The organism is Bacillus sp. HNG (assembly GCF_003400205.1).
Lineage (GTDB): Bacteria > Bacillota > Bacilli > Bacillales > Bacillaceae_L > Ferdinandcohnia.
Genome location: NZ_QUQV01000011.1, coordinates 91,894 through 113,806, shown reverse-complemented (window position 1 = coordinate 113,806; position 21,913 = coordinate 91,894). Strand labels below are relative to the sequence as shown.

At 38.2% G+C, this 21,913-nt stretch carries 17 protein-coding genes, 1 pseudogene and 1 riboswitch; of the genes and pseudogenes, 14 read left to right on the top strand and 4 right to left on the bottom strand.

Annotated elements, in window-relative coordinates:
* The first annotated feature begins 531 nt into the window (after positions 1-531).
* The 4 genes from DZB84_RS18350 (at position 532) to DZB84_RS18330 (ending at position 6,909) form a co-directional block, all read left to right on the top strand.
* Entirely contained in the window at positions 532-2,457 is a 1,926-nt protein-coding gene (locus tag DZB84_RS18350) for an FUSC family protein (protein WP_116353776.1), read from the top strand.
* A 107-nt stretch (positions 2,458-2,564) separates the two neighbouring features.
* Positions 2,565-4,541 (top strand): glycoside hydrolase family 3 protein, encoded by a 1,977-nt coding sequence (locus DZB84_RS18345; RefSeq protein WP_116353775.1) that lies wholly within the window; start codon positions 2,565-2,567, stop codon positions 4,539-4,541.
* A gap of 183 nt (positions 4,542-4,724) precedes the next feature.
* Entirely contained in the window at positions 4,725-5,372 is a 648-nt protein-coding gene (locus DZB84_RS18335) for a GNAT family N-acetyltransferase (protein ID WP_223254504.1), read from the top strand.
* A gap of 217 nt (positions 5,373-5,589) precedes the next feature.
* Positions 5,590-6,909, top strand: coding sequence for an alpha/beta hydrolase family protein (locus DZB84_RS18330; protein WP_116353773.1), 1,320 nt, complete (start codon positions 5,590-5,592; stop codon positions 6,907-6,909).
* A 66-nt stretch (positions 6,910-6,975) separates the two neighbouring features.
* Here DZB84_RS18330 and DZB84_RS18325 read toward each other — a convergent pair whose 3' ends face one another.
* A complete protein-coding gene (locus DZB84_RS18325; protein ID WP_116353772.1) occupies positions 6,976-8,745 on the bottom strand; it encodes a sigma-54-dependent Fis family transcriptional regulator in 1,770 nt (589 codons plus the stop codon).
* Between the two features lie 270 nt (positions 8,746-9,015).
* Here DZB84_RS18325 and fdhA point away from each other — a divergent pair.
* Together fdhA and DZB84_RS18315 are read left to right on the top strand one after the other, a co-directional pair.
* A pseudogene (gene fdhA, locus DZB84_RS18320) lies at positions 9,016-10,229 on the top strand (formaldehyde dehydrogenase, glutathione-independent).
* A 12-nt stretch (positions 10,230-10,241) separates the two neighbouring features.
* Positions 10,242-11,006, top strand: coding sequence for an MIP/aquaporin family protein (locus tag DZB84_RS18315; RefSeq protein ID WP_116353771.1), 765 nt, complete (start codon positions 10,242-10,244; stop codon positions 11,004-11,006).
* An 84-nt stretch (positions 11,007-11,090) separates the two neighbouring features.
* Here the strand turns inward: DZB84_RS18315 and DZB84_RS18310 are convergent, their stop codons facing one another.
* Both DZB84_RS18310 and DZB84_RS18305 read right to left on the bottom strand, forming a co-directional pair.
* On the bottom strand, positions 11,091-11,933 hold the full coding sequence (locus DZB84_RS18310; protein ID WP_116353770.1) for an aldo/keto reductase: 843 nt from the start codon (positions 11,931-11,933) through the stop codon (positions 11,091-11,093).
* Between the two features lie 211 nt (positions 11,934-12,144).
* Positions 12,145-12,369 (bottom strand): hypothetical protein, encoded by a 225-nt coding sequence (locus DZB84_RS18305; protein WP_116353769.1) that lies wholly within the window; start codon positions 12,367-12,369, stop codon positions 12,145-12,147.
* 333 nt (positions 12,370-12,702) lie between these two features.
* Here DZB84_RS18305 and DZB84_RS18300 point away from each other — a divergent pair, with 333 nt between their 5' ends.
* The 7 genes from DZB84_RS18300 to DZB84_RS18265 all read left to right on the top strand — a co-directional run bounded on the left by DZB84_RS18300 (position 12,703) and on the right by DZB84_RS18265 (position 18,708).
* Positions 12,703-14,187, top strand: a complete 1,485-nt coding sequence (locus tag DZB84_RS18300; RefSeq protein WP_116353768.1) for an amidase family protein — start codon at positions 12,703-12,705, stop codon at positions 14,185-14,187.
* Between the two features lie 75 nt (positions 14,188-14,262).
* Positions 14,263-14,550, top strand: a complete 288-nt coding sequence (locus tag DZB84_RS18295; RefSeq protein WP_116353767.1) for a hypothetical protein — start codon at positions 14,263-14,265, stop codon at positions 14,548-14,550.
* Between the two features lie 276 nt (positions 14,551-14,826).
* Positions 14,827-16,068: a DEAD/DEAH box helicase gene (locus tag DZB84_RS18285; RefSeq protein WP_116353766.1), complete on the top strand. Its 1,242-nt coding sequence runs from the start codon at positions 14,827-14,829 to the stop codon at positions 16,066-16,068.
* 135 nt (positions 16,069-16,203) lie between these two features.
* Positions 16,204-16,818: a branched-chain amino acid aminotransferase gene (locus tag DZB84_RS18280; RefSeq protein ID WP_116353765.1), complete on the top strand. Its 615-nt coding sequence runs from the start codon at positions 16,204-16,206 to the stop codon at positions 16,816-16,818.
* 69 nt (positions 16,819-16,887) lie between these two features.
* Positions 16,888-17,259: a nucleotide excision repair endonuclease gene (locus tag DZB84_RS18275; protein WP_116353764.1), complete on the top strand. Its 372-nt coding sequence runs from the start codon at positions 16,888-16,890 to the stop codon at positions 17,257-17,259.
* A 266-nt stretch (positions 17,260-17,525) separates the two neighbouring features.
* Positions 17,526-18,011 carry a GyrI-like domain-containing protein gene (locus DZB84_RS18270; protein WP_116353763.1) on the top strand — a complete coding sequence of 162 codons (486 nt, stop codon included), beginning with the start codon at positions 17,526-17,528 and terminating at the stop codon, positions 18,009-18,011.
* A 76-nt stretch (positions 18,012-18,087) separates the two neighbouring features.
* Entirely contained in the window at positions 18,088-18,708 is a 621-nt protein-coding gene (locus tag DZB84_RS18265; protein WP_116353762.1) for a hypothetical protein, read from the top strand.
* A gap of 146 nt (positions 18,709-18,854) precedes the next feature.
* Here DZB84_RS18265 and DZB84_RS18260 read toward each other — a convergent pair whose 3' ends face one another.
* The gene (locus DZB84_RS18260) at positions 18,855-19,187 is read right to left on the bottom strand and encodes a hypothetical protein (protein ID WP_116353761.1); all 333 of its coding nucleotides are present in this window, start codon (positions 19,185-19,187) and stop codon (positions 18,855-18,857) included.
* Between the two features lie 98 nt (positions 19,188-19,285).
* A riboswitch (SAM riboswitch) is annotated at positions 19,286-19,388 on the bottom strand.
* A 619-nt stretch (positions 19,389-20,007) separates the two neighbouring features.
* Between DZB84_RS18260 and DZB84_RS18255 the strand changes: the two genes are divergently transcribed.
* Positions 20,008-21,861 (top strand): DUF2075 domain-containing protein, encoded by a 1,854-nt coding sequence (locus DZB84_RS18255; RefSeq protein WP_116353760.1) that lies wholly within the window; start codon positions 20,008-20,010, stop codon positions 21,859-21,861.
* Positions 21,862-21,913 lie beyond the last annotated feature (52 nt).

Sequence of the window (21,913 nt, the reverse complement as noted above, 5' to 3'; positions counted from 1 at the left end):
AAAATGAGAAAAAATAGCGAATATCTTTATTAAGCACGCAAAGGTATCGAATCGTGTGCGGGGGTAAAAGAGAAAGAGTGAAAAAGTAGCCTCTAACCCTTGTTCCTATTGACTTTCTTTTCCTATAGCCTAAAAATGCGACTCAAAATCGTGTTCCTTCTGGAGTGTCGGTTCGACCCCGACCACCGGTATCTTTTAGTTGAAAATGAGTTACTATTAATTACACAAACACCCGAAAATGTTGATTTATCAACGTTATCGGGTGTTTTTTTGTACTGCTCTATAAATTAGGATAGGAAACGTTTGACCTCCCATACTTCTCTGTCAAAGCCACATTTATAAATGCTACTTCCATTGTTAAGATCTAGCTATTTGATCATCCTTCATATTTCATAAATACATATAGAAATTATGCCTCATTTTTTGAGGAACTAATATTTGAAACCATTTCTCTTGCTACTCTATTTTCATAATTTTTAGGTGTTCTTTAGAGAATAATGATATAGAAAATAATAGTAAAGAAGGATTACGATGAATGACAAACAAACAAACCCACTAGGCCCTTCCATTATCAAGCAAGCACTACAAGTGAATAAGAAACCATTTCCTTGGTTAAAAGCTTTTAGAGCGGGGTTAGCAGCTGCCTTGCCGGTTATGATAGGATTAGCACTTGGGAATTTGCATTATGGATTAATCGCTGGCTTGGGTGGCTTTACCTATTTATATGTGTTTAATATTCCATATGCGCAGCGAGCAAAGAAAATCTTTTCGGTCGTTCTCGGTTTGTCGATTGTTACCTATGTGGGAACGATTAGTGCACCATATCCGCTTGCAGTTGCTATTTTGATGGGAATCATTGCAGCAGTAGTCATTTTTGTGTTCGGTGCATTAAAAATAGCCGGTCCTTCCGCCATCTTTTTTGTATTAGTTTTTGCCATGACATCTGGAATGCCGATTAATCCAGATGAAGCATTCTTACGAGCAGGATTAGTCTTTCTTAGTGGTTGTTTATCATGGATGATTGCCATGATTGGGTGGTTTTTTAACCCTCATGGTCCGGAATCTAGCGTTGTAACTAGAGTTTATTTGCAATTGGCGGAACTGCTGGATTCTGTTGGAACTACTAAATTCAATGAAGCTAAGCAAAAAGTAATAGAGGTACTTAATGAATCCGAAGAGACCCTTTCAGCGAGTTATATACCATGGCGTACCACTGACATGTTTAATCGATTGTATCTATTAAATAAGTATGCAAATGAATTATTTATTTCAGTTGTCGAAAATTTTTCAAATGCATGCCAAACCTTACCTAAAGAGCTAGGGCAATCTACTCGAATGCTTGCCCATTCTTTAAACAAGCGTGAAAAGCAAGAAAAGCCACGAATATTACAGCCTGAGAAGTTAGAACCACAAGTAAGCGAGCTGTTCACAACCATTTATAATGCAGATGCAATCCTAAATGAACCAATTAGTAAGATTAAAAAATCGATTCAATTTGATAAACCCTCTCTAAAAACGATTTTTATGGGGGCGTTTGATAAAAATTCAATCGTATTTATTTCGTCAGTACGACTTGGAATAATGACGGCTATCGCTGCAATCATTGCCTATCAATTTGGATTTGAACGATCCTATTGGGTACCGTTATCTTGCTTAGCGGTGATGTCGGGTGCAACGATTGTAGCAACCTTTCATCGTGCTATTCAACGATTTTTTGGGACAGTAATTGGAATCGTCATTGCCGGGTTTATTCTATCCTTTCATCCATCTGGTTTTATAATTGCATTGTTTATATTAGTACTAACATTTATTACCGAGTTGTTTATCGTAAAAAATTATGGATTAGCAGCCCTTTTCTTTACGCCAAATGCACTCTTAATGGCTGAAACCACAAGTAACCAGTTGTTTAGTTTTTCCTATTTTGCACAAGCGAGATTTATCGACATTATCATAGGAAGTACGATTGGTTTATTAGGGGTTTATCTCGTGGGTAGAAAATCTGCTTCTAGCCGAATTCCCCATTTACTGAGCAAAACACTTCGAAGTCAAGCGCAGTTTTTATTGGTGCTTTTTTCGAATCAGGGTGAAGGATTTAATGCAAGACAGAGTAGAGAAAGATTGAAAATGAGAACCAATTTAAGTAATTTGCAAACTTTGTATACTACCGCCTTAGGTGAGATTCCTGCTAATCATAAGGCGTTAGAATATTACTGGCCGATTCTTTTTTCAATAAGGCATTTAGGATACTTGTTAGAAAATTGTTCAAAAGAATCTAATCGGCCGATCCTTTCAGATGAAAAATTAGCACAAATTTTATTTGCATTTGAAACAATGGCTAATGCTGCAGCACGAAATGTTTTGCCAAACCAGAAAGAAATTCCTGAAATAGAGGGTTATCCTAGTATACAGAAGGAAATCCAATTTCTACAAAAAGAACTTGGTAGATCGCGTGGGTAATGAGGGGCTTTCAACTTATATAAAGTCCTCCTTAACAGTTGGATATTCTTTTCCCAAAAAAGGGATATTAATGAAGAATAATATCAACTTTAAATGGAGTGAGGAAGATGTATTCCCGATACATAAGAAATACAGTTTTATGTATGATGGCGTTTGTTTTGGTATTACCAATCGGACAACTAGAGGTACATGCTCAAAAAAATGTGCATGTTGAAACAAGAACAAAAGCGATCTTAAAAATGGAGGGAAAACGATTTAGAGATTTAAATGATAATGGAAAGCTTGATCCGTACGAAAACTGGGAGTTGTCTACCGAAAAGAGGGTGGAAGATTTATTGTCTCAAATGACGTTAGAAGAAAAGGTTGGGATACTTACTATTAATGAATTTCCAAAAATTCAGGAAGGTACGTTAGTGTTACCCAATAAATTTCTTGACCAGCATACCCGTTATTTTATTTATAGAGAAATGCCGAGTGCTAATGTTATTGCAAACCATACGAATCAATTACAAGTAGCAGCTGAAGCTTCAAGACTAGGAATTCCTGCTGTAGTCATTTCTAATCCAAGAAATCATCCTTTAACGATCCCTGTAATTGAAGAGCCAGGACAGTTTTCTCATTGGCCAGATACTTTAGGTTTAGCAGCCACACGTGATTCGGCTATGGTAAGAAGGTTTGGTGAGATCGCTGCGAAAGAGTGGAGAGCTGCAGGGATTCATAAGATGTACGGCTATTCAGCTGATGTTGCTACAGACCCATTATGGGCAAGAAATCAAGAAACATTTGGGGAACATCCAGAACTTGTATCAGGTATGGTCTACAATGTGATTAAAGGTTTTCAAGGTGATGAATTAAATGAAAACAGTGTATCATTAACAACGAGACATTTTCCTGGTGGGGGAGCGCGGGCAGAGGGAAGGGATCCTCATTTTAAAGAAGGACAATATAATATTTATCCAACCCCTGGTAGTTTGTTAAAGTATCATATTCCACCGTTTAAGGCAGCTATTGAAGCAGAGACAACTTCCATTATGCCTTATTATGCATACCCAAGTAACAAAAGCGCAGAACAAGGATTACCACATTTTAGTCCAAATCAACAGTTTGAAGAAGTTGCTTTTGCACTTAATGAACAATTTATTAATGGATATTTGCGAGACGAATTGAAATTCTTAGGCTATGTTAATTCAGATACAAGTGCGGTGATTGATCGAGCGTGGGGTGCACAGAATTTATCGTTAGAGCAGCGATTTGCAAAAGCAATCAATGCTGGAACTAATATTTTTTCTGGGGTACCGAATCCAAAACCGATTATTAATGCTGTAAATCAGGGCTTAGTGAAAGAAGAACAAATTAATCGTTCAGCCACGTATATCTTAACGGAAATGATGAAATTAGGGCTTTTTGAAAATCCATATGTCGATCCAGAACAGGCTTTAACTATTGCCAATAATCCAGAATCTCAAAAGGTTGCAGATGATGCGCATCGCAGGTCGGTTGTACTATTGCGAAATGATCGTAATCTACTGCCATTACAAGATAAAACAATTTCCGATGTTCGACTCTACGTTGAAATGTTCCCTGGTGGAGAAAACGGGCAAGAAACTAAGAAATTAAAGCAAAAAATAAGAAATCACGATCGTTCTATTACGATTGTGGATAAGATAGAAGATGCGACACATGCCTTTGTCTGGGTCAAACCATTTCAAGACTTGTTTGCAAATAAACCATCTGTAGTGATTGGTCCAGAGACAGGTGTGGAACAAGTAGATCAAATCGTAAAAATTCAACAGACAGTTCCCACTATAACGGTAATTAACTTCTCCAATCCATGGCTAATTAACAGGATTGAACCAAATGCAGCCGCCGTAATAGGAACGTTTGGTACAAAAACAGAGGCAGTCGTAGAACTGATTCGTGGAAAATTTAATCCGGTAGGAAGACTTCCTATATCCATCCCTGCTAGTCAAGAAGCAGTGAAAAATGAAGCAGGTGATGTACCAGGATATGACGAGGCCCCATCTTATACGTATCAGGATAAAGCAGGAAATAGGTATCGATATAATTTTGGACTTACTTATTGAGTAGTGAAATGAATAATAAGAAAATCCCATTAGCATTGGTAGATGTAGTGGGATTTTCTTTGTATGAAGACAACAAAATGACACAACCCTATTCATTTATGAAGTTTGTATGGTATGCTAATTTAAAAGTTTACGGTTTAAAGAGCGTACTTACAACGATGAATAAGAACAGAGGGAATTTAATTGAAAAATAGAGCAATAATAAATAAACGAAATGTAGATAACAGTTTTGCGGAAGAATTGAAGATTAGAGGTGCTGTGAAGATGGATGCTACTAAAGCAGCAGAACTTATTCATATTGCCATTCACGATATTGCGGAGCAACTGACAGGTCAAACGAAGAAAGAAAACATTCGCAAAACGCTGTCTCAATTTTTTTGCGATGAGAATAATCGTTTAAGCTATCAAAATATCATTGTTGCCGATATTTTGGGAGAAGTAGCGGGGATTCTCATTATTTATCCAGGAGAAGATGCTCCTCGTTTGGACGAGCCTATCTTGAGACGGTTAAGAAAGAAGAGTAGGGATGAGGACGTTTTTTTAGATAAAGAAGCCGACGAAGGGGATTATTATGTGGACACTATATGTGTTGATGACCGGTTCCGAGGCTATGGAATCGGAACATTGCTCCTAAAAGAAGCTGAGAAAATCGCATTAGAAAAGGGATATTCAAGGGTTTCTTTAAATGTTGCACATGATAATCCGATTGCAAAGAAACTCTATAAACGAACGGGCTATAAGGAACAGAAAGTTATCCAAATTAATCAACATCCCTATGATTATATGGTGAAGATTCTTAGAGATGAAGAATACATGCAATTTTTTGCTTAGACAAAACTGGTTAGTTTGGGTATTGATCATTTATTGTATGGTTATAACAAGTAAAATAAAGTAAAAGTAGAACACTCTCAAATGTTGATAAATCAATGTTGATGAGTGTTTTTTGTTTTTTAAAGAATCCGTAAAAAATGATATACATTTAATGGAAGAACGATTATAATTTTTCCGTAATGAAAAAAGATTTGATACTAAATTTGGGGGAAAATCAATGGGGATCGTGCTACTTATTTTAGCAGGGGTTATTGAGATTGGGTTGGCGGTACATAGCATTCTGACTAAATCTAGTCAGAAGCGAATTAGAAATTGGGTGCGTATTAGTGCTTTTATTATTTTTGTTGTATTTGTGACGATCATTAATTGGAGTTTCAGGTGGATTCCACTGACAGCTATATTATTCATTTTTGGTGTTATTTCGACTATTTCAATAGTAAGAAATAAGCAAGAGAAAAAGTATCGTCCTGTTGGAAATATCGTAAAGGCAGTGGGAGTGTGGGTCTTGGTAGCTGTTGCGTTATTACCTGCCATCATTTTCCCACAGCATAAAGCTGTAGCGGTAAGCGGTGATTACGATGTTAAGACAAAATTGTTTACATTCACGGATGACAATCGAATCGAGACTTTCGCTGAATCAGATGGTAACAGAGAAGTGAATATTGAAATTTGGTATCCAAAGAATGCGGAAGGAAAATATCCGCTTATTGTGTTTTCTCACGGTGCATATGGAATTAAAGCAAGTAATACGTCTACTTTTCAAAATCTAGCAAGTAATGGGTATGTTGTTGTTTCAATCGATCATCCGTATCATTCCTTATACACAAAAGATGCAAGTGGCAAGATTACGATGGTGGACTCTTCCTTTATGCAAGAAGTAGAGGATGTCAATAATGGGGTATATGATGAGGGGACGGTCTTTAACCTTGAACAAAAATGGTTGCAATTGAGAACGGATGACATTAATTTCGTGATTGATACCATTAAGCAAAAAGCTGATGATGATAATTCAGATGAATTGTATCAGCTGATAGACACAACTGAAATCGGATTAATTGGACATTCGTTAGGTGGTGCTGCCGCTGCAAAGCTAGGTCGGGATCGTAACGACATTACTGCAGTTATCAATTTGGATGCAGACTTACTTGGAGAAGTACTGGGAGTTGAGAATGGCAAACCAGTAATTAATAAAGATATTTATCCGGTTCCTTTACTAAGTATCTATACGGATACGATGAAGAACTTAATGGCTAATGTGACAGATCCAGAACTAGTGGTTCCACAACAATATATTTCGGAAACGGCACCTGATGCATACGAGGTGTATATTAAAGGAACCAATCACTTGAGTCTTACTGATTTACCGCTTGTGTCACCGTTACTTGTTAAAATGATGAATAGTCCAGTAGAAAAGGGCACTAATTCTCATGCTTCCGATAAATACAAAGTACTAGAAACGATGAATGAAATTGTACTAGAATTCTTTAATAGTTATTTGAAGGATGAAGGAAGTTTTGAGTCAGCGGGAACGTATTAAGGGTAAAAGGGCTTGCCCCCAGTGTACAAAAGTATTTCCACACTCGGGGGCAGGCCCTAAACCTATCTACCTCTCCAATTTATACTTTTTTATTTTTAGATATAGCGTATTTCGACTGATTTGTAGGATGTTGGCAGCTTTCGTAATATTCCAGTCTACAGAATGTAAGGTATGCAGAATCGCCATTTTTTCCGTGTTCGTCAGTGAAAGGGAAGTGTTTACTTCGGAACTTTCACGACTTGGCTGACGCTCAAATTCATCTTCAAAATGTAAATCATCACCGTTAATGATATGATCTTCTGCAAAAAATGAGGCCTGCATCAGAACACTTTTCAGCTCCCGTACATTGCCTGGCCAATGATAGGAGATTAGTTTTTGCTTCGCATCCTCCGATAAAGTAATAGAGGGGGTATCTAGCTTTGTTATTAAATGTTCGGCTAGCTCGATAATGTCAGTTCGATTTCGTAGAGGCGGCAGTGTTATAAAAATCCCTCTTAACCGATAGTATAAATCCTCTCTAAATCTTCCTGCTTGTACTTCCTCGCGCAAATTTTTATTGGTTGCAGCGATTACTCTCGTATCAATGAATTTAACGGAATCTCCGCCAATTCGGGTTACCGTTTTTTCTTGTAAAACACGTAGTAGGGCTGCTTGTGCCTTCAACGACATATCCCCAATTTCATCTAAGAAAATCGTCCCGCCGTCAGCAAGTTCGAATTTACCAGGAGCTCCTTCTCGTCTAGCACCTGTAAAAGCACCTCGTTCGTAACCAAATAATTCACTCTCAATCAAACTATCAGGGATGGCACTGCAATTAACCGCAACAAATGGCTGCGTTTTCCGTGTACCCGATGTATGTAAGGATTGCGCGACTAATTCCTTTCCTGTTCCACTTTCTCCATAAATGATGATCGGGTACTCAGATAGGGAAGCCTTTTTAACAATTTTCCTTACATTTTCTATTTTTGAACAGGAGCCAATCATATCAGAGATGGTATAAAGCTTTTTGTCCTGGGAGGATTTAGTGCTATTTCTTTGTAAGGAAACAACAGAACGAAAAACTGAATTTGAATAATCGTCAATAATATCGACCGAAGAGCCACCTTTCATATGAAATTCCTGTCCAATACAATCACTGCCTAATAATTGCTGAGCGGGTTTGTTTGCACGAATAATTCTTCTTTCATGATCGAGTGTAAGATGTGGAGTTGAGCATAAATTCCCAGTAATTTCTAATTCTTTTAAGGCTAGTAGCTTTTCTCGGTTGACATGATCCATGAGCAATCGATTTTGCACAGCTTCTACAATCATACTTGCTAAAGAAACCATCGAAGGATGAAATAATTCTTTCCTAGCACTTATATTAACTGCTCCGATAAATTGGCCACTTGGAGAAAAAATGGGGCTTGCCGCACAGGTGAGAAAGTGATTCTTCACATGGAAATGATGTTCTGCGTGGGTGATGATGTTTTTTTTCTCATAAATGGCAAGTCCAATGGCATTTGTCCCCTTCACTTCCTCTGACCAATTTGAGCCAATTGAAAAATAGTCAATAGATTCATCGATATCGAGATTACCTATTTTATGAATGATGGTTCCATTACCGTCAGCGATCACTGTCACAATCCCACTTGAATGGATGGTAGGATAAAGCTTTTCTAAAATGGCGGTCGTATGGTTGATCAAATGCTCATTCTCTGTTAGTACCTCTTGTAATTTCTTGCCCGTAAATTTGATATCTTTAATTGGGCCGGTGGGTGAAAGTCCAAACCTTTGACATCGTTTCCAAGAAAGATCAATAATGTTCCTTTGATTGAAAAGATCGACGGATGACATGAATATACCTATCCCCCTTACATTCTTTCCTTGCCCTTTTACGTTCCAAAATCTTTTTTTACATCTATTATACTATTATTCCATTATTTTGAAAGTAATGAATATTTTGTCCGATGTGTACTAAAATAGGACACATGCTGCTCAAGTTCTGAACACTCTTTTTATAACTAGCCTTGAAAAAGGTCCATTCTAAAAGGAATTATGATTGGCACAATACTTGCAAGTATATAAGTTGTCTGACTCATATTCATTTTAATGGAGGGGAAAAAGATGGTAGGAAACAGAGCAGTAGCTTATATGGGACCTGGTAGAGTAGAGGTAATGGATATTGGTTATCCAGATTTAGTGTTAAGAGATGGACCTGGGGTAAATCCTCTAAACGTAGGACGTAAATGTGAACACGGGGTTATTTTGAAGGTCGTTACAACCAATATTTGTGGAAGTGACCAGCATATGGTGAGAGGGAGAACAACGGCTCCTGAAGGACTAGTGCTTGGGCATGAAATAACGGGAGAAGTCATTGAAGTTGGTCGTGATGTGGAATTTATTAAAAAAGGTGACCTTGTGTCGGTTCCATTTAATATTGCGTGTGGACGATGCCGGAGCTGTAAAGAGCAAAACAACATATTTGTGAAAACGTAAATCCTGATCGCCCCGGTTCAGCCTATGGGTATGTAGACATGGGGGGATGGGTAGGAGGCCAGTCTGAATATGTGATGGTACCTTATGCTGACTTCCAATTATTGAAATTTCCTGATAAAGATCAAGCGATGGAAAAAATTAAAGATTTAACGATGCTCTCTGACATTTTTCCAACAGGTTATCATGGGGCAGTGAGCGCAGGTGTTAAACCAGGCTCTACAGTTTATATTGCTGGAGCAGGCCCTGTTGGGCTAGCAGCTGCACATTCGGCACAACTCTTAGGGGCTTCTGTCGTGATTGTAGGGGACTTAAATGAAGAAAGACTTGCGCAAGCAAGAAGCTTTGGATGTGAAACCGTAAATCTACGTAAACACCCTGATTTGGGAGAACAAATTGACCAAATTTTAGGTATTCCTGAAGTGGACTGTGCGGTCGATTGCGTAGGATTTGAAGCATCTGCTCATGGTGCGAATGCGATAGAAGCACCAGCAACGGTCTTAAATAGCATTATGCAAGTCACTCGTGCTGGGGGACGCCTTGGGATTCCAGGTCTTTATGTAACCGGAGATCCAGGTGGAGTTGATGAAGATGCGAAAATTGGCACATTGAGAGTTCGTCTAGGATTAGGATGGGCAAAAGCGCATACGTTCGTAACCGGACAAACACCAGTCATGAGATACCACCGTGACTTAATGCAAGCGATCTTAAGTGGTAGAGCACAGATTGCAAAAGCGGTTAATGCAACGGTTATTTCCTTAGATCAAGCGCCACAGGGATATGCGGAATTTGATAAAGGTGCTTCAAGAAAATATGTAATTGACCCTCATGGACTTGTGAAGTAAAGGTGGCTGCTGATGGAGACACCCAGCCTGTTCAAACGGTGTTTTGCTGAAGGGATCGGAACAGCTTTATTAGTACTTATTGGTCCTGGAACAGCTGCATTCAATGGAATTATTACGGCGAATAACAACGAGTCTACAACATTAGCAGATATTGGAGTTATTAGTTTTGCCTTCGCCATTATTGTGATGGCAATGATCTATTCCATAGGTAGATTAACAGGTTGTCACATTAACCCAGCTGTTACAATTGCATTAGCTTCGACTGGTCATTTTTCATGGAAAGAAGTAGGACCATATCTCCTTGCACAATGTGTGGGTGGTGCGATTGGGGCGTTTGGCATTGTAACGGTTTTAGGTATGGACGGAGTCTTATTAGGTAATTTAGGGGCTACTGTACTTGCACCAACTACTGGGTATTTACAGGGGATTGTTATCGAAGCCATGGCAGCGTTTATTTTGATGTTCGTCATTATGGGAGTGGCCGTAGACTCCAAGGCTCCAAAAGATTGGGGAGGACTTGTTATCGGTTTAACAGTTGGAGGGATTATCATGATGACTGCCGGTGCTACGGGTGCATCATTCAATCCAGCACGAACCTTTGGACCCTATCTTGTAGATAGTCTATTAGGTGGCAATATCAACTGGATCCAATTCCCGGTTTATGTCATTGGTCCTATCATTGGTGCCATTGCAGCCGCGGTCCTTTATACGTATATGACCAGTTCGAAAAAGCTACGGGTATCTAATGAAACTTCTCAACATGAAGTAGTTAAATAGAGTGATATAAAGGTGATAGTCCCTGCGGTATGTGGAGGCAACTATCACCTTTTTGATTTTTATAAGGTTAGCTAGGAATTCGAATTAAAATTCCTCATAAACAGCAGGATCCTGATTGGCAATTCTTCCATCTGGCTGGCTTAAGGCTGAAATCATAGCCATTTCTGCATCGTCCAGTGAGAAGTCAAAAATAGAAAGGTTCTCTACCTGGCGAACTGGTGATGCTGACTTAGGAATTGAAATCGCTCCGAGCTGATAGTGCCAACGTAAAACGATTTGTGGAATCGTTTTATTATGATTTGTAGCAATCGTTTGAAGGGTATCGTTCTCTAAGTCTTTAATTCCACGAGTGAATGGGCTCCAAGATTCTGTCGCAATATTTTTTTCTTCATGATATTTTCTTTGTTCAGCTTGGTTAAAGAATGGATGTAATTCAATTTGGTTAATGCTTGGTTTGACACCGGTCTCTTTTTCCAAACGATCTAAGTGTTCAGGTAAGAAATTACAAACTCCTATTGAACGAATAAGTCCCCATTTTTTAGCATCAATCAAAGCCTGCCAAGCTTCTACATATCTATCTTTGCTAGGGTTCGGCCAATGTATGAGGTATAAATCATAATAATCAAGGTTAGCTCGATAAAGCGATTCTTGAATAGTTGCTTTTGCTTTGTCGTATTCGTGATAGCGACCAGGAAGTTTGGAAGTAATGAGTAATTCTTGTCTCGGTACAGAACTACGACGAACTGCTTCTCCTACCGCCCCTTCGTTTTCGTAATTATAAGCTGAGTCAATGAGACGATAGCCATTATGAATCGCGCTGACGATGGCATTTACTCCATCATTTCCTTTAAGCGGGTATGTACCAAAACCAATCACAGGAATACGTAAGCCATCATTTAACGTAACCTCTGGAATTTTACTTTCCATAAAACAACACTCCCTCCATTAATATCGCAATAATATCACAATATTGAAAATTACTCTATTTTGAAAGATTGGGAGGAGAGGTGGTGTCCACTATTATTGTTTCATTACGATTCTTTTTCCTAAAAACGCAGAAACCGTCCCCGCGTTTTAGGAGAAGAAGCTGTTAGTAAAGGATTTCTCCATATAACAGCTTCCTGGATAACTAAAATTATTAGAAAAACTTTAAAAGTCCCCCCATTTGTCTTAGCATACCAATTCCGGTTGTAACCTTTCCCACGTGTCCCATTACCGTTTGTAATCCTTGAAGTCTAGAAGTTGGTGCCTGTTGATTTTGAGTTGTAAAAAAAGAGCGCGGCTGTCTTCTAATTCCATTTGGAGGTCCAAATCTTCCTGAAGGGAACGGTCTCCTTCCTGAGTTTGAAGGATAAAATGGCATATTTAATCACCTCCTGTTAGTTTCTCATGTCCAGTAACCTTCCTAACTACCGTATGACTTGTGACTTTGAATTGATTAGACATTAAGAAAAATTGTCTACAAATAATACATACACCTACCATAACAATTAGTTATGTCCTTCAACTCAAAGGATACTTAACCATAAGAAAAGAGTTGACATGATGCAGGTTGTTATCCACTCCTTGCTTATTTTGGCTCTTTTTACAACCAAAAAAGATTTCGTAAAAATGTAGACGATAAAATGATAGTATAATAGGTAAATAGTGGAATATCGTTTGTCTTGGAGCTAAGAACAAAAGGAGGCGATGGTTGGTGTTTGATTACAAGCAATATGATGGGTTGGGATTAGCCGAGTTAATTCAAAAGAAAGAAGTGAAGTCAGAAGAAGTACGAGAGGCGGCGATTCGTGAAATTGAAAAGAAAAATGGTGCACTAAATGCCGTAATTGATACATTTTACGATGATCCAGAGGGCGTTGCTAATGCTGAATCAACAGGAATTTTTTCGGGTGTTCCTTTCTTAACGAAAAGTATTAATCAGGAAGTAAAAGGTCGTCCACTCAGAAGTGGTTCGAAACTACTTAAAGACATTCCTGCCAATCAAGATAGTGAGTTTGTTCGTCAAATTCGGAATACGGGTGTCACGATTTTAGGACAGACGAATGTGCCGGAATTTGCGTTAATGGGAATCACAGAGCCTGCTTATTATGGACCTTCAAGAAATCCGTGGAATACGGATTATACACCAGGTGGTTCAAGTGGAGGTTCCGCAGCAGCTGTCGCTTCGGGGATGGTTCCAATTGCAGGTGCAAATGATGGCGGCGGTTCGATACGAATTCCTGGTGCTTTTTGTGGATTATTTGGGTTAAAACCAACTCGTGGTCGCACACCAGTTGGTCCTGATAGAGGACGAGTATGGCAGGGCGCATCCGTGGATCATATTTTAAGTCGTTCTGTCAGGGACAGTGCAGCCATGCTAGACCACTATCAAATGGACCGGGCCAACGCGTTTTTGGCGCCCCCTTATATTGGGTCTTATTTAGAAGCATCAATGACACCTATAACAACTCCGCTAAAAATTGCATTTTCTACAGACTCTCCATTAGGTACTACTGTTGATCAGGAGTGTAAAGAAGCAGTAGATAAAACGATAAAGCTACTAGAAGAGATGGGGCATACTGTTATTGAAAAAGCAGCACCAGTAGATGGGAAAAGATTAGCGAATAGCTATTTCATGTTGTATTTTGCTGAAGTTGCTACAACCTTGACTGGACTTGAGGATGTAATTGGACGGAAGATCACATTTAACGATGTAGAACCAGCTACTTGGATGCTGAATTTACTAGGAAAAGCTGTATCAGCTGAAGAATTTTTAGGAAGCCTGAAATTTTGGGACCAAGCGACTATCCAAATGGAAAGCTTTCATGATGATTTTGACCTTTACCTCACACCAACTACGGCACACCCTCCATCAAGGATAGGTGAACTCGATCAAACTCCATTTGAAAAAGGATTAATCCGAGTAGTGGGAGGTCTAAGGTTAGGAGGAATGCTGAAAAAGTCAGGCTTCGTTGAGGAATTGGCAAACAAAAGCCTTGAGAGAACACCATTTACCCAGCTTGCGAACTTAACCGGTCAACCTGCAATGACTCTGCCTATGCATCTTACAAAGGATGGTCTCCCATGCGGTGTTCAAGTTATGGCAAGGCGCGGTCGTGAAGACCTTCTGTTACAGCTTGCAGGACAACTTGAAAAGACAGATTCTTGGGTTCAGGTGAAGGAGAATCCTAGTTTTTAAAAAGCAGATAACTAAATTTATAGACAAGGCGTATGAGTTGTACAAGAGTAAAAGTGATAAAGGAGGACAAGCATTATGTTAGCGAAAATCAGAAAGGTTAAATTAAACACAGAAGGTAAAAACCCGGTTTATAAGGTTATTCTGGAATGCCCACAAGGCAAGGAACTTTATATTCATTTCGATTACACACATGCAACGAATACATTCTGGCCATTAGAGGTCAACTATGATGGAAAACATAAAGATGCAAAACTAGCTTGGTATACAAGGGATGTAGAAAATATGACGGTAGAAGCATTCTTAAAGACTATTGCAGAAAAGATTAACAAGAAATACGGGTATGAATTTGGAGCACAAAATTAAGTAACAAACTTGACTTAGCAGTTGGAGTAGGATATGCTGCCGACTTAAATGTTGTACTATTCGCTTTAGTACAAGTGGCTCAGAGGGACTGTTCCAACGTTTCACCTAGAAACGATGGAACAGTCCCTGCGTTTTTTAACTGTGTTAGAGAAAAGCGCAGTCATAGAAATGCTCCATTAATAATCCAAATCACTCTGTAAATACTAACCAATATGCTATAGTAAATAAGCCTTAAAACAAACTGATATTAATTTACGAAAAGAGAAGTGATTTGCCTTGCGAGATTTTTTACAACTTGGTATTCGAAAAGAGATTAACCATACATTAAAGTCATTAGGTATCATGGAACCAACTCCCATACAAGAACGGACGATACCATCCGTGCTTGAGGGGAAGGATGTGATTGCAAAAGCACAAACTGGAACAGGAAAGACGTTGGCTTTTGTTCTTCCCATTCTTGAAAAGATTGATGTTCAAAATTCGGATGTTCAAGCCCTGATTTTAACACCAACCAGAGAATTGGCTCAGCAAATTACAAAAGAGATAAAGAAAATGATGGAGAACCTAGAAGGTGTCAATGTGTTAGCTGTATATGGTGGTCAGGATGTTGAGCATCAGTTAAAAAAGTTAAAAGGAGCTCAACATATTGTCGTTGCAACGCCTGGTCGGTTATTAGATCATATTCGTCGTGGAACAATTGATCTTTCAACGATTCAGATGCTTGTGATAGATGAAGCCGACCAAATGTTACTTATGGGATTTCTTCCAGAGGTAGATGACATCATTCATGAAACATTCCCATCTAGACAAACCATGTTGTTCTCTGCAACAATGCCGAAAGAAATTCAATCTCTTGCCAAAAGATATATGGTAGAGCCAGAGTTCATAGAAGTGAAAGCAAAAAAAGTAACGGTTGAAGAAATTAAACAAGTTGTGATTGAAACAACGGACCGAAGAAAACAAGCCACTTTATTGCATTTAATCGAAGAGCATCGTCCCTTTTTAGCGATTATCTTCTGTCGAACAAAAATACGAGCTAAAAAGCTTCATGATGCATTGATTGCCAATGGATATGAATCAGATGAGCTGCATGGTGATTTACCACAATCCAAACGTGAAAAAGCGATGAAACGGTTTCGTGAGGCGAAAACGCAGTTTTTAGTTGCAACAGACGTTGCTGCACGGGGACTTGATGTAGAAGGGGTAACACATGTCTATAACTATGATATTCCACAAGATGTTGAAAGCTATGTTCACCGGATTGGACGAACTGGCCGTGCTGGTGGCGATGGAGTTGCCATTACGTTAGTGGCACCTAAGGATCTGGAGTTCCTCCGAATGATTGAAAAAGGGATTCATCAAAAATTCGAAATACAAGTGATTAAAGGAGTAAGTATCCCTGATCGGGAGGACTATCAGAAAGAAAGAAGCGAGCAAATAAAAAAAACAAAGCGCCCTGAAGGAAATCGAAAAGATAAAAGCAATGAGTCGTCAAAGAGAAAATCGAATGATAGTTAAACAAAAAGAAATTCAAGCACTCCAACAAAAGGTAGAAGACGTTCTCGCTAAAGAGAAAATGATACATAATGGACTTCCTTACCTCTGGAATGACGCTTTACCGGGGGAAGGCATCAAATTCAGGAGGCTACACCCATGTTACATAAACAAATGAAAAAATTCATTACATCAGAGTTGACGAGTAAAGAACCTTCGTCAATACCATTATATCAAGAGGAAAAAGAGTACATTGAAAAATATAAATTGATTTCAGATGACGTTACATTAATAGAAAAAGATCCTACTACACGTTTCCATGAAGCTTACATTGAAAGATGTGATAAAGAAACAGAAGAAACACTCTCTAAAGAATCATTTGTTTTCCTAGAACACCCGATTGACTACCTTCAAAAACACAAGAATGAATTTCTATACTTGGAATCAAATTGGTTGGAACTAATTGGAGTTGATGCAATTGCGTTTGAAGTGAATGATGTATTTGGAACATACGACGTCATGGTAGGATTGAAGCTACAGAAAAAGTTTGAGGCCACTCTTAAAGAAAACCTAAGAAAAGATTTACTTGGAGATGAAGCAAAATTTGAATTGATGTTTAATCAAAATGATGGCTTATGGGACTTGAATTTTGCCTTGGATTATGTGAATGGGTTCAAAGAGGAAATGTCATTAGAGGAAGCATACCGGCTAATTTATCGATTTTTATTTAAACTAGTTGAGAGAACGGAAGAAAGAAGTATGGACGTGAATTAACTGTTAAATCGCATTTCTTTCTTACATATGATACCATTTATCTCTACACAAAAAAGGACGTGATTGGACATGATAAAAATTACCATACCTACTCCAGATCTTACAATTACAGAACGGAAACAAATTCCGAAAGAAAATGAACCAGTAATCAAGGATATTTACGGATTTATTGATTTCCATCTAATACCAAGAGATAAAGGTGGCGTTTTCTTATTTTTTAATAAAAATGATGAGCTTCTTTTTGTTGGAAAAGCGCGGAAACTCCGTCAAAGAATTAAAAAACATTTTGAAGATACGGTTTCTCCGATTAAAATGCACAGAGACGAAGTACATAAAATCGATATTTGCATCGTAGAAGACCCAATGGAACGCGAAATTTATGAAACTTACATCATAAATAAACTCCGATGCAAATATAACGTTGATAAAGTGTTTTATTAAAAAATATAGGTGCCAGTCCCCAGTGCGGTAGTCATTTACCGTTTGGGGGTCTGGTCCTTTTTTTAGGTATAAAAATATTTAAAATTCGACAATCTTCGGGTGGTCACTGTGACGGTAATTAAGTCTTTTGAGGAACCGTCCCCTCGTTTTTCAATGTGTATTGGGTTATTGAAGATGATAAAATAAGTAGGAGATGGGCACCAAAGTTAATGAAAAACTGTAAACTAGGAAACTTACGACACTTTTATTGAGATGGAGGAAATAAAGTGAGCTATGAAATTATTACATTACCTGGCTATCGGGCAGTAGGACTAAAATGGGAGGGGACATTCTCTGAGATTGTGCCGAATTTAAAAAACGTGATTCGGCAAATGGAAGAACGTGCCAATGAGTTAGATGACAAGCTGAACCCTCATGTTCAATTAGGACTATCTTATCATGTAATTGAGAATGGTTTCGTGCATTATGCAGTATATGAAGTAAGTGATAGTCAGGATATTCCTGATGGGATGATTGAAATAAAGGTTCCTCAATTGACTTATGTGAAGACAACACATCACAAAGGGGAGGATATACAAAAGACTTATACGGATTTACATGAATGGTTATTTGATAGTGATTATACCGCTTTTAGGGAACCAGGTGTAGTTTACTATGATCCATATATGCCAATAAAACATGAACATTATCCATTGGATCGCGACCCTAGTGACCCGCACTTTGATATTTTTATACCGATTGTAAAAAAATAAAGGACCTAACGTTCACCTTTAAACGTGGAAACCTTCCCCTCGTTTATCCAAGACCTTTTCAGAGGAGAGTGAGAGTGTGAAAGACAAAGAGATCCTAGAAGTCTTTGAACAGTCAGAAATAAATTTACTCGTAGAGCTGCGAATGGGAAATGGTTTCCAAGAAAAAGAATATGAAAAGTTAGTGAAGGCACTCACCGTCTGTGCGGATGTATGGGAGAGTCGTACAAGTATTCCAGGAGAAGTCGTCCATACTTTAGTTGGACTATACGATGAACTGTACAACTTTTCATTAATATATGGTGATGAAGAATCAGTCCGGATAAAGCAAGCAGCCGAAAATACCAAAAAGCTGATTCAAAGATGTACGAAGGATAAGGGTGAAATAGAACCCGAAAAAGCCAGCGAAATTGCCAGGTTAATTGAGAAAATCAACGAAAACGGAAATTTTTTTAATAAACTTCAAAATGGCAAGGGACTGGATGAGCAACAATTTGAAAGAATCTATCAGGAATTATCCGATATTATCGATGAAATTTATTCATGGGATGAAATTCCAAAAGTTTTGGTAAATATTCTTATTGATTTTCGTGAATTAGATTTGTTTGTCGGTCAATATCAAGAAGAGTTCAAACAGCCTGAAGAGGCAAATAAAATTTATAATGCGTATGAACGTATTTTTAGTTTAATTACTGGTTGAACCAGTGAGAGATGAGAAACATAACAGTTTGATAGACAAATAGCTACATATGTGACCAGTGACAAAAAGGTACAATGCTGAGGGCCTGCCCCAGTGCATTAAAGTATTACTGTGCATGGGGTCAGGCCATAAATTCCCTAAATACCTTACCTTTCCATAAATACATATTCTAAATAATTTCCAGAACCTCGTATGATCTGAAGGCCTTGTTGCTCTAGATCCCTCCAAATTTTTCGATCTAGGGCATACGGATCTCTTTGTTGAAGTGTTGTTAATTCTGTTTCAGTGATTGTGAGTTGGTAAGAGTCTTGTTTACCTGTAACAAACAAAACATAGTTTTCGAGCTTCATGACAATCACTTTACCATCTGGATCCCGTTCCTGCAGCTCTTGTTCAACGCAAGTCGCAACATGAATCAAATATTTCTCTCCCTCCATATTTTTTGACATCATTCCTCTTAAAAATCCTGAAGTATTCATCTTTTTTCCTCCTAAACTATTAACAATAGAGTACAAGAGTGAAAGCAACGAAAAAGGCTCTTCATTGCATATGAATGCAACAAAGAGCCCTAAGCCGATCGTCATCATTCAAAGCACTGCTTTGCTGGTTGGAGCACCTTACCAATCGGCAGGTTGCTGTGAAGTCATCGAGCCAGGACTCTCGTTCACTCTTGATAACCTTATTGAATTATATAAAGTATAACTACAACCATTAGGTAACGTCAAATGAATAACTCTGACATGTTCCATTAATATTTATAAGATTGTCCACCATTATGTTTTGGAACAAGGCAATTATCCAAATGGAAAGCTTTCACGATGACTTTTACCTTTACTTTACGCTAATCAAGTCACAGCCTACATCAAGGATACGTGAAATCGATCAAAGTTTTGGTAGCCTTCAAAGTGCTAGGAAATCGAATTATAATTCCTCATAAACCGCAGGATCCTGATTGGCAATCCTCCCATCCAGGAGGTTATGGGTTATAGAAGTTGAGTGAAGTATGAGAGTGTTTTCTTAATGTAGTTCAACCGATTACCATTATTTTTAGGAGAAAATGAGTTAATTTAATAGCACTCACTAATGTTGAATTCTGGTGCTTGTCCCCCAAGAGCGTCATACTTTGCCGCACTTGAGGCTGTTCTTATTTCTTTGGATTAGATTGGTATTAAACAAGACCTTTTTCAAGAAACTACACTTTAAAAGGTATTAAATGCTAAAATGATATGTAGATTACACTATTTTACATTTAAATGTTTTTAAAAATATAGAGTTCATTAAAAGCGAGGCCATATTGTAATGATTATCTATAACGAAACGTCTAACAACTTTATCAACCATATCTATGAGAACAAAATTGGATACGTACTAAAAAAGAACTTATATAAGAGAATGAACAAGGTGGTTTCTGATAGCGAGCTGCGTTCATGGGAGAATTCTCTCCCACAGATGGCAAGAGTTATTAGGGATGCAGATCTAAAAAAGGATACTCATGTCTTACTAGAATATAAGCTCCCGTCTACTCAAAAGCGAATTGATTTTATAATCACTGGTCAGGATAAAAAAGGAAAGAAAAATGCAATGATAATTGAATTAAAGCAGTGGCAGAAGGCTAAAGTAGCTGAGGGAAATGGAATCGTAACAACTTTTCTTGGAGGAAGGGAACGTGAAACGGTCCATCCATCATATCAAGCTACTTCGTATAAGCGATTTCTGCTTAATTTTAATGAATCACTGTACACTGATACTTCAATTCAGCTTTCTTCATGTGCATATTTGCATAATTATATTCAGAATCCAACTTACGAACCATTACTTGATTCAAGATACACGATGTATTTAAAAGATTCTCCACTGTTTTTTCAGTTTAGTGATAGGGAATTAGCTAAAAGAATTAGAGAAACGGTAGCAGAAGGTAATGGTGCTGGGATTGCAGAAGCTATAGAGCATGGGAGGATTCGTCCTTCTAAAAAGCTCGTAGATACTGTGGGGTCACTAATAGAAGGAAATGAGGAATTTATTCTTTTAGATGAACAAAAGGTTGCATTCGAAAAAGTGGTTAGCATGTATAACAGGTTAAACAAATCAGAAGGTCAAAAGCATGCGATTATAATAAAAGGTGGACCTGGGACAGGGAAGTCAGTTATTGGACTCAACTTAATGAGTTATCTGTTAAAAACAAGAGCGTATGCTGAGTACATAACACCAAACCAATCTTTCCGTGAAATTCTTCGAAAGAAGTTAGTAGGTTCATCAGGTCATTTAGAGGTAAGAGATTTATTCAAAGGGTCGGCCGCATATGTTCAAACACCGAAAGATTATTTTGACGTACTAATATGTGACGAGGCACACCGATTAAAACAGCAAGGACACATGCAGAAGAAAATTGAAGGTGAAAACCAAGCAACACAAATTATTCGCTCTTCAAAGGTAAGTGTCTTTTTTGTAGATGACCAACAAATTATCTCTAAAAAGGATATTGGAAGTGCGAAACTAATAGAAGAAGAGGCTGCAAAGCTAGGTGCTGAAATTCATACAGTAGAACTAGAGTCCCAATACCGTTGCTCAGGATCTGGTAACTACATCGCATGGTTAGATAGTCTATTAGGGTATACAGATGAAAAAGTTGATCTTGAAGGTGAATTTGACTTTAAGGTTGTGTCAAACCCACATGACCTAACAAAAGAAATTGTAGAGAAACGGGGAGGAAGACTTCTTGCCGGTTATGCATGGGAGTGGAACACAAAAGGTAACCATAGAGAACTACCAAAAGATGTATATATTGAAGAACATGACTTTGCATTACCATGGAACGATCCAAAACGTATTGATTGGGCAATACATCCGGAGTGTGCTTACCAAATAGGCTGCATCCATACTGTTCAGGGGCTTGAAATGGATTATGTCGGAGTAATTATTGGAAAAGACCTTGGATATGATCCAGGAACATCTTCACTTATTGTAGATAGAGATGAATTTAAGGACAAAGGTGCAAGACCAGCCAAGCCAAAGAAAGGACAACCAGATCCTCTATTTGACCTTGTAAGGAATACATATAAAACACTAATGACTAGAGGGATGAAGGGGTGTTATGTATACTGCTGTGATGAGGAGTTGGGAAGGTATATGAAGAGTTGTAGTAATAATATATAAAAATAATTTTGAGCTATAGAATGAAAAGCGGGTTTCTTTGGTAAGGAAGAAT

Excerpts from the sequence above, each read along its gene's own strand:
- DZB84_RS18315 (WP_116353771.1), top strand. The coding sequence starts at position 10,242 with ATGGAGACACCCAGCCTGTTCAAACGGTGTTTTGCTGAAGGGATCGGA.
- DZB84_RS18255 (WP_116353760.1), top strand. The coding sequence starts at position 20,008 with ATGATTATCTATAACGAAACGTCTAACAACTTTATCAACCATATCTAT.
- DZB84_RS18350 (WP_116353776.1), top strand. The coding sequence starts at position 532 with ATGAATGACAAACAAACAAACCCACTAGGCCCTTCCATTATCAAGCAA.
- DZB84_RS18280 (WP_116353765.1), top strand. The coding sequence starts at position 16,204 with ATGTTACATAAACAAATGAAAAAATTCATTACATCAGAGTTGACGAGT.
- DZB84_RS18260 (WP_116353761.1), bottom strand. The coding sequence starts at position 19,187 with ATGAATACTTCAGGATTTTTAAGAGGAATGATGTCAAAAAATATGGAG.
- DZB84_RS18345 (WP_116353775.1), top strand. The coding sequence starts at position 2,565 with ATGTATTCCCGATACATAAGAAATACAGTTTTATGTATGATGGCGTTT.
- DZB84_RS18310 (WP_116353770.1), bottom strand. The coding sequence starts at position 11,933 with ATGGAAAGTAAAATTCCAGAGGTTACGTTAAATGATGGCTTACGTATT.
- DZB84_RS18325 (WP_116353772.1), bottom strand. The coding sequence starts at position 8,745 with ATGTCATCCGTCGATCTTTTCAATCAAAGGAACATTATTGATCTTTCT.
- DZB84_RS18330 (WP_116353773.1), top strand. The coding sequence starts at position 5,590 with ATGGGGATCGTGCTACTTATTTTAGCAGGGGTTATTGAGATTGGGTTG.
- DZB84_RS18275 (WP_116353764.1), top strand. The coding sequence starts at position 16,888 with ATGATAAAAATTACCATACCTACTCCAGATCTTACAATTACAGAACGG.
- DZB84_RS18295 (WP_116353767.1), top strand. The coding sequence starts at position 14,263 with ATGTTAGCGAAAATCAGAAAGGTTAAATTAAACACAGAAGGTAAAAAC.
- DZB84_RS18305 (WP_116353769.1), bottom strand. The coding sequence starts at position 12,369 with ATGCCATTTTATCCTTCAAACTCAGGAAGGAGACCGTTCCCTTCAGGA.